Origin of the sequence: Streptomyces synnematoformans (genome assembly GCF_039531005.1) — a bacterium.
Lineage (GTDB): Bacteria > Actinomycetota > Actinomycetes > Streptomycetales > Streptomycetaceae > Streptomyces > Streptomyces synnematoformans.
In genome coordinates this window covers 1-8,478 of sequence record NZ_BAAAPF010000299.1, presented here as the reverse complement: position 1 = coordinate 8,478, position 8,478 = coordinate 1, and the positions used below count along the sequence as shown (strand labels likewise).

2 protein-coding genes are annotated in these 8,478 nt (G+C 77.0%); both read left to right on the top strand.

From position 1 onward, the window contains the following. Positions 1 to 3,389 (top strand): SDR family NAD(P)-dependent oxidoreductase (locus ABD317_RS29760; RefSeq protein WP_344293778.1); only part of this gene is annotated, 3,389 nt, incomplete at its 5' end. A gap of 74 nt (positions 3,390 to 3,463) precedes the next feature. Further along, on the top strand, positions 3,464 to 8,478 hold a 5,015-nt coding region (locus ABD317_RS29755), incomplete at its 3' end, for a type I polyketide synthase (protein WP_344293776.1).

Genomic DNA, 8,478 nt, shown 5'->3' with positions numbered 1-8,478 from the left:
GGCCGCGGCGGGCGGCGGTCTCGTCGTTCGGCGTCAGCGGCACGAACGCCCACGTCATCCTCGAACAGCCCGAGCCGCAGCCCGAACCCCCGGCGCCGACCCCCGCCGGCCCCGTGGGGGTGCCGCTCTCCGCGCAGGGCGACGAGGCGCTGCGCGCGTACGCCCGGCGGCTGCACGGGTGGCTGGCGGAACGCCCCGAGCTGGGTCCTGGCGAGGTCGCGGGGGCGCTGCGGACGCGGGCGCGGCTGACGCGGCACGCGGTGGTCGTGGGCGAGGACCGGCGGGACGTGCTGGCGGGCTTGGAGGCGCTGGCGGGCGGTGTGCCGCACCCGGGGGTGGTGACCGGGCGAGCGGGGGTGCCGGGCGGGACGGTGTTCGTGTACCCGGGGCAGGGGTCGCAGTGGGTGCGGATGGGCGCGCGGCTCTTTGAGGACTCCTCGGTGTTCGCCCAGGCGCTGACCGAGTGCGCCGAAGCTCTCGCCCCGCATACCGGGTTCGACCTTCTTGATGTGCTGACCAGCGCTGAACCCTCGGTGTTGGAGCCGGTGGAGGTGGTCCAGCCCGCGCTGTGGGCGGTGATGGTGGCGCTGACCCGCTGGTGGGAGTACCACGGTGTGCGTCCGGATGCGGTGATCGGGCACTCCCAGGGTGAGATCGCGGCCGCGCATGTGGCGGGAGCGCTGAGTCTGGAGGACGCGGCGCGGGTGGTGGCCCAGCGCTCGGCGGCGCTGACAGCGCTCGCGGGTACGGGCGGGATGCTGTCCGTAGCTCTCGATGAGACGGACACCACTGCGCTGCTGGATGCCTGCGGTGTCGCCGCTGAGGTGTCGATTGCTGCGTTCAACGGGCCTGCGGCCGTGGTCGTCGCCGGGTCGGCCGCCGCGCTGGATGCGGTCGAGAAGCACTGTGAAAGCCGGGAGGTACGTCATCGCCGGGTGCCGGTGACGTACGCCTCGCACACCCCCCTCGTCCAACCCCTCGAAGAAGACCTGACGGCACGCCTGTCAGGCATCGAACCCCGGCCGGGCGGCATTCCCTTCTACTCCACCGTCACCGCCGGACCCGTCGACACGAGCACGCTCACCGCCGACTACTGGTTCACCAACCTGCGCTCGCCGGTCCGCTTCCACCAGACCGTGCAGGCCCTCCTCGCCGACGGCTACGGCCACTTCCTCGAACCCAGCCCCCACCCCGGCCTGCTCACCGCCATCGAAGACACCATCGACCAGACCGACACCGAAGCCGTCACCCACGCCACCCTCCACCGCCACGACGACACCCCCCACCGCCTCGCCCACGCACGCGCCCACACCCACGCCCACGGCCTGTCGGCTCCCGCGCCCACCACCCCCGCCCCCCACCTCCCCGACCTCCCCACCTACCCCTTCCAGCACCAGCACCTCTGGCTCGCCCCCACCCCCGCCACGTCTCGCCAGCGCACCCTCGACTCCTGGCGCTACACCGTCACCTGGCGCACCCACACCCCGTCCCCCGCCCCGCCCGTGCTCAGCGGCACCTGGGTCCTTCTCACCCCTCCCCACACGCCCCCGCCCCCCGCCCTGGTCGGCGCCCTCGAAACCGCGGGGGCCACCGTGACCACCGACCCCGCGCACCCCGACCTCGCCGGCGTCCTCAACCTCGACCCCGACCCGACCGCCACCCTCGCCCACCTGCACCACCGGCGGCGGCTCCCCGCCGCCCCCCTCTGGACCGTCACCGCCCACGCCGTCCGGACCTCCCCCCACGACCCGCCCCCCGACCCCGACCACGCGCAGACCTGGGGTCTCGGGCGGGTGGCCGCGCTGGAGTACGTACGCCACTTCGCCGGGCTCGTCGACCTCCCCGCCGACCCGCAGCCGCACCACTACACCCAGCTCGTCCGGCACCTGGCCGACAGCGGCCGGCCCGCGCACGAACCGCACCTCGCCATCCGCGACCACACCGTCCACACCCCCCGCCTCGTCCGCGCCTCCCGCCCCACCCCGTCCCCTCGCGCCACCGGCTACCGCTTCCCCCACTCCACCCTCGTCACCGGCGGCACCGGCGCCCTGGGACCGCACATCGCCCGGTGGCTGGTCGACGCGGGCGCCGAGCACCTCGTGCTCGTCAGCCGCCGCGGCCCGGCGGCCGACGGGGTCGCCGAGCTGGTCGCCGAGATCGAGGGCAGGGGCGCCGCGGTCACCGTCGCCGCCTGCGACGTGGCCGACCGGGACGCGGTCGCGGACCTCGTACGCCGGCTCGACGCGAACGGGCACCGGGTCGGGACCGTGATCCACGCGGCGGCGGCGATGCGGCTCAGCCCCCTCGACGCCCTCACCGCCGAGGAGTTCCACGACGTGGTGCACCCCAAGGTCGCCGGTGCCCGGCACCTGGACGAGCTGCTCGCCCACCACCCCGTCGAGGCGTTCGTCCTCTTCTCCTCCATCGCCGGCGTGTGGGGCAGCGGCGACCACGGGGCGTACGCGGCGGCCAACGCCTGGCTGGACGCGTTCGCCGAGCAGCGCCGCGCCCGCGGGCTGCCCGCCACCTCCGTGGCCTGGGGGGTGTGGGGCAGCGACACGCTGCCGGACGCCGTCGATCCGGAGTTCCTGCGCAAGCAGGGCCTCCCGCTGCTCGACCCGGAGACCGCCCTCGCCGGCCTGCGGCAGGCGCTCGACGACGACGAGACCTTCGTCGCGCTCGCGGACGTGGACTGGGAGAGGTTCCTGCCCGTCTTCACCTCCGCCCGGCCCAGCCCGCTGCTCGCGGAGATCGCCGCCGAGCAGCAGCGGCCGGAGCCGTCGGCGCACCGGCGGGACACCGGGCCCGTACGGGAGTCCTCGCCGCTCGCGGAACGGCTGGCCGGCCTGGCGCCCGACGAGCGCGAGAAGGAACTCCTGGCCGTCGTCCACGACTGCCTCACCGCCGTGCTCGGGCAGCGCCCCGGCGCCGAGGGGACCGCGGAGACCACCGACAAGACCCCGTTCCGGCAGCGCGGCGTGGACTCCCTCCTGGCCGTCGAGTTCCGCAACCGCCTCGGCGAGGCGACCGGCCTGCGGCTGCCCGCCACCCTGGTCTTCGAGCACCCGCACCCCCTCGCCGTCGCCCGCCTCCTCGCCGGAGAACTGGCCGGAGAACTCGCCGGAGAACCCGGCGAGGCCCCCTCGCCCACCGCCTCCGTACGCGCCGAACTCGCCCGGCTGGAGGCCGCCGTCACCGCGCACGGGGTCGGCGCCCCCGAGCGCACGGAGATCGCCGCCCGCCTCCGCACCCTGCTGGCCGGGCTCGACACCGCGTCCCGGCCGCCGCAGGACGACGCGGACGGTCCGGAGGCGGCGGACGACGATCTCGACCTCGTCAGCGACGAGGACATGTTCGACCTCATCGACCGCGAACTCCGCGACGGCTGAGGTGTGAGACCCGTGCCGACCGTCGTCGCCCCCCGCACCACAGCCGGACTCCCGCACCACGTGAAGGACGCGCCATGGCCGAGGACGTAGCCAAGCTCCGCGACTACCTCAAGCGGGTCACCGTGGACCTGCGCAAGGCCCGCCGGCGCCTGGCGGAGATCGAGGACCAGACCCGGGAGCCGATCGCGATCGTCGGCATGGCCTGCCGCTTCCCGGGCGGTGTCGCGTCCCCCGACGACCTGTGGCGCCTCCTCGTCGACGAGCGCGACGCCGTCGGCCCGTTCCCCGCCGACCGCGGCTGGGACCTGGAGCGCCTCTTCGGCCCAGGACCCGGCGGTACGACGACGGTGCGGGAGGGCGGCTTCTTGGACGACGCCGCCGGGTTCGACGCGGAGTTCTTCGGGATCTCGCCGCGCGAGGCGCTGGCGATGGAGCCGCAGCAGCGGGTGCTGCTGGAGAGCGCGTGGGCGGCGCTGGAGGACGCCGGCATCGACCCGTCGGGTCTGGAGGAGGCGAAGGGCGGGGTCTTCGTCGGGCGGAACTACCACGAGTACGGCGCCCCGCTGGAGTACGCGCCCGGGGGTGTCGAGGGGCACCTGGTCACCGGCTCGGTGGCGAGCGTGGCGTCGGGGCGGATCGCGTACAGCCTGGGCCTGTCGGGGCCGGCGGTCACGGTCGACACGGCCTGTTCGACGTCCCTGGTGACGCTGCACCTGGCGGCGCAGTCGCTGCGCTCCGGCGAGAGCGACCTCGCGCTCGCGGGCGGCGCGACCGTGATGTACACGCCGGGCACGTTCGTGGAGTTCGGCAAGCAGGGCGCGCTCGCGGCGGACGGGCGGTGCAAGGCGTTCGCGGCGGGCTCGGACGGCATGGGGATGGCGGAGGGCGTGGGCGTCCTCGCGCTGGAGCGGCTGTCGGACGCGCGGCGCAACGGGCACCGGGTGCTGGCCGTCGTCCGCGGCTCCGCCGTCAACCAGGACGGCGCCAGCAACGGCCTCACCGCGCCCAGCGGCCCGGCCCAGCAGCAGGTCATCTGGGCGGCACTCGACAACGCCGGTCTGGGTGCCGGCGACGTGGACGCGGTCGAGGCGCACGGCACGGGGACGGAGCTGGGCGACCCGATCGAGGGGCGGGCGCTGCTGGCGACGTACGGGCAGGGCCGGGCGGACGACCGGCCGCTGTGGCTGGGGTCGGTGAAGTCGAACATCGGCCACGCGCAGGCGGCGGCGGGTGTCGCGGGGATCATCAAGATGGTCCAGGCGATGCGGTACGGGCAGCTGCCCAGGACGCTGCACGCGGACGAGCCCACCCCGCACGTGGACTGGGCCTCTGGTGCCGTACGGCTGCTGACGGACGCGCGCCCGTGGCCGGAGGCGGACCGGCCGCGGCGGGCGGCGGTGTCGTCGTTCGGCATCAGCGGCACGAACGCGCACGTGATCCTGGAGCAGGCCCCGGACGACCCGGAGGCCCCGGAGGAGGCGCCGCCCGGGTCGGCCCCGGGGGCCGCGCTGTGGCCGCTGTCGGCGAAGACGCCGGGCGCGCTGGCGGCGCAGGCCGCGCGCCTGGCCGCGTACGCCGCACGCCGCCCGGCCCTCGACCCGGCCCCCGACCCCGCCGACGTCGCCCGCACCCTGGCCGCCTCCCGGGCCGGGCACCGGCACCGTGCCGTGGTCCTCGACGCCGACCCGGCGGCCCTCAGCGCGCTCGCCGAGGGCGGCGCGCACCGCAACCTCGTCACCGGCCCGGCCTCCGGGCCCGTGGCGGGCGGTCTCGCGTACCTCTTCTCCGGGCAGGGCAGCCAGTATCCGGGCATGGGCCGGGAGCTGTACGCCGCGTTCCCCGCCTTCGCCGCGGCGCTGGACGAGGTCACGGCGGCGGTCGACCCGCAGCTCGACCGGCCGCTGCGCGAGGTGATGTTCAGCGGTACGGCCGAGGTGCTGGACCGGACGCGCTACGCGCAGCCCGCGCTCTTCGCCCTCCAAGTCGCCCTGTTCCGGCTGCTGGAGGAGTGGGGCATCACCCCCGGCCACCTCGCCGGCCACTCCGTCGGCGACATCGCCGCCGCCCACTGCGCCGGCGTCCTCGACCTGGCCGACGCGGCGCTGCTGGTCACCACCCGGGCCCGGCTCATGCAGGAGATGCCCGCCACCGGCGTCATGATCTCGCTGCAGGCGTCCGCGGACGAGGTCGCCCCGCACCTCACCGACGGCGTCGCCGTCGCCGCCGTCAACAGCCCCACCGCCACCGTCGTCTCCGGTGACGCGGACGCGGCCCGGGCGGTCGCCGCGCGGTTCCGTTCGCGCGAGCTGCACGTCAGCCACGCGTTCCACTCGCCGCACATGGACGGGATGCTGGACCCGTTCCGCGACGTCGTCCGCACGCTCACCTTCCACGAGCCCCGCATCCCGCTCGCCGTCGACGCGGACCGGCTCCGCGACCCCGAGCACTGGGTACGGCACGTCCGCGAACCCGTGCCCTTCGCCGACCACCTCGCCCGCCTCGCGGCCGCCGGCGCCGGCGCGTTCCTCGAACTCGGCCCGGACGCCGCCCTGACCACCCTCGCCGGCCAGACCCTCGGCGACGGCACCGACCACCTCGCCGTGCCGCTCCAGCGCCGTACCCGCGACCAGCGCCACACCCTCCTCACCGCACTCGCCACCCTCCACACCCACCACGCCGCCACCCCCGACTGGTCCGCCCTCCTCCCCGGCGCCCGCCTCACCGACCTCCCCACGTACCCCTTCCAGCACAAGGACTACTGGCTCCCGCCCTTCGCCCCCGGCACGTCCCCCGCCGGCCGCGACGCGCACCCGTTCATCGAGACCGCCACCCGCCCCGCGGACGGCGACCGGCTCGTCCTCACCGGGCGGCTGTCCCTCCGCACCCACCCCTGGCTCGCCGACCACGCCGTCTCCGGCACCGTCCTCCTCCCCGGCACGGCGTACCTCGAACTGGCGCTGGCGGCGGGCGCGCGGCTGGACGAGGAGGGCCTGGGCGTCGAGGAGCTGACGCTGCACGCGCCGCTGGTGCTGCCCGAGTCGGGGGCAGTGGAGATCCAGGTGCTGGTGGCGGAGGCCGACGCGGAGGGGCGGCGGGAGATACGTGTCCACGCGCGGCCCGAGCCGGTGGGCGTGGCGCCGGGCGCCTGGACGGAGCACGCGTCCGGCCGCCTCGCCGAGGTCCCCGCCGGCCGGCCGGAACCGGCCGCCTGGCCGCCCGAGGGCGCCGAGCCGGTCGCGGTGGACGGGCTGTACCCGCGGCTGGCGGCCCTCGGGCTGTCCTACGGCCCGGTGTTCACCGGCGTACGGGCCGCGTGGCGGCGCGGCGACGAGGTCTTCGCCGAGGTCGCGCTCCCCGAGACGGCCGCCGCCGACGCCGAGCGCTTCGGCATCCACCCGGCGCTGCTCGACGCCGCCCTGCACGGCATCGGCATCGGCCTCGGCCTCGGCCCGGGGCGGGAGCCGGACCGGGCCGGGCTGCCGTTCTCCTTCGCCGGGGTGCGGCTGGCGGCCGTCGCCGCCACCGCGGTACGGGTACGGCTGGCCCCGGCCGGGCCGGACGCTGTCGCGGTGACGGTCGCGGACGCGCTCGGGCAGCCGGTGGCGGCGGTCGAGGCGCTGGTGACACGGCCGTTCGCCGCGGAGCAGCTCGCGCGGGCGACGGACTCGCTGTACCGGCTGGACTGGACGCCGGTGGCGGCGGGCGAGGGCGGGGCCGGCGGGACCGCCGACGGTGGCGGGACCGCTGACATCGCCGGGACCGCCGACGGCGTAGCGGGCGGCGACGGGGCCGCGGGCGGGGACCTCGCGTTGCTCACCGACCTCTCCGACCTCGCCGCCCTCCCCGACATCCCCGGGACCGTCGTCCTGCCCTTCCCCGCCGCCCCCGACCCGGCCACCGCCCTCCACCACGCCCTCGGCCTCGTCCGCACCTGGCTGGCCGACGACCGGGCGACGGCGGCCGGTGCGCGGCTCGTCGTGCTCACGCGCCGCGCCGTCGCCGCCGGCCCCGGCGACGTACCCGACCTGGCGACCGCCCCCGTGTGGGGGCTGCTGCGCTCGGCCCAGTCGGAGGCGCCCGGCCGGTTCGTCGTCGTCGACCTGGACGACGACGCGGAGGACACCGCCCGTACCGTCGCACGCGCCCTCGCCGCCGGCGAGCCGCAACTCGCCCTCCGCGCCGGCCGCCTCACCGCGCCCCGCCTCGTACGCCACCGGCCCTCCGCCCCCGCGGACCCGCCGGCCGGCCCGCGGTGGAACCCCGACGGCACCGTGCTGCTCACCGGCGGCACCGGCACCCTCGCCGGGCTGATCGCCACCCACCTCGTCACCGAGCACGGCGTACGCCACCTCCTGCTCGCCGGCCGCACCGGCCCCGCCGCCGCCGGCGCCGACGCGCTGCGCACCGAACTCACCGCCCTCGGCGCCACCGTCACCGTCGCCGCCTGCGACGTCGCCGACCGCGCCGCCACCGCCCGGCTCCTCGACGCCATCCCCGCCGAGCACCCGCTGACCGCCGTCGTCCACCTGGCCGGCGTCGTCGACGACGGGCTGCTGACCGGGCTCGCGCCCGAGCAACTCGACCGCGTCCTCGCCCCCAAGGTGGCGGGCGCGCTCCACCTCCACGAGCTGACCACCGCCCGTGAACTCCCCCTCGACGCCTTCGTCCTCTTCTCCTCGGCCGCCGCCGTCCTCGGCGGCGCCGGCCAGGGCGCGTACGCCGGTGCCAACGCCTTCCTCGACGCCCTGGCCCGCCACCGGCGGGCGCACGGGCTGCCCGCGGTGGCCCTCGGCTGGGGGCTGTGGGAGCGGGCGAGCGGCATGACCGCGGGGCTCGGGGCGGCGGACCGGGCGCGGATGGCGCGGTCCGGGGTCGCGCCGCTGCCGGACGCGGAGGCCCTCGCGCTCTTCGACACGGCGACCGCCGCCGCGGCGGAGCCGGTGCTGCTGCCCGTACGCCTGGACGCGACCGCCCTCGCCGACGCCGGCGAGCTGCCGCCGGTGCTGCGGGGTCTGGTCCGTACGCCCGGAAGGCGGGCGGCAGCGCGCGCGGCGCCCGGCGCGGGCGCGGCGGCGCTGCGGGAGCGGCT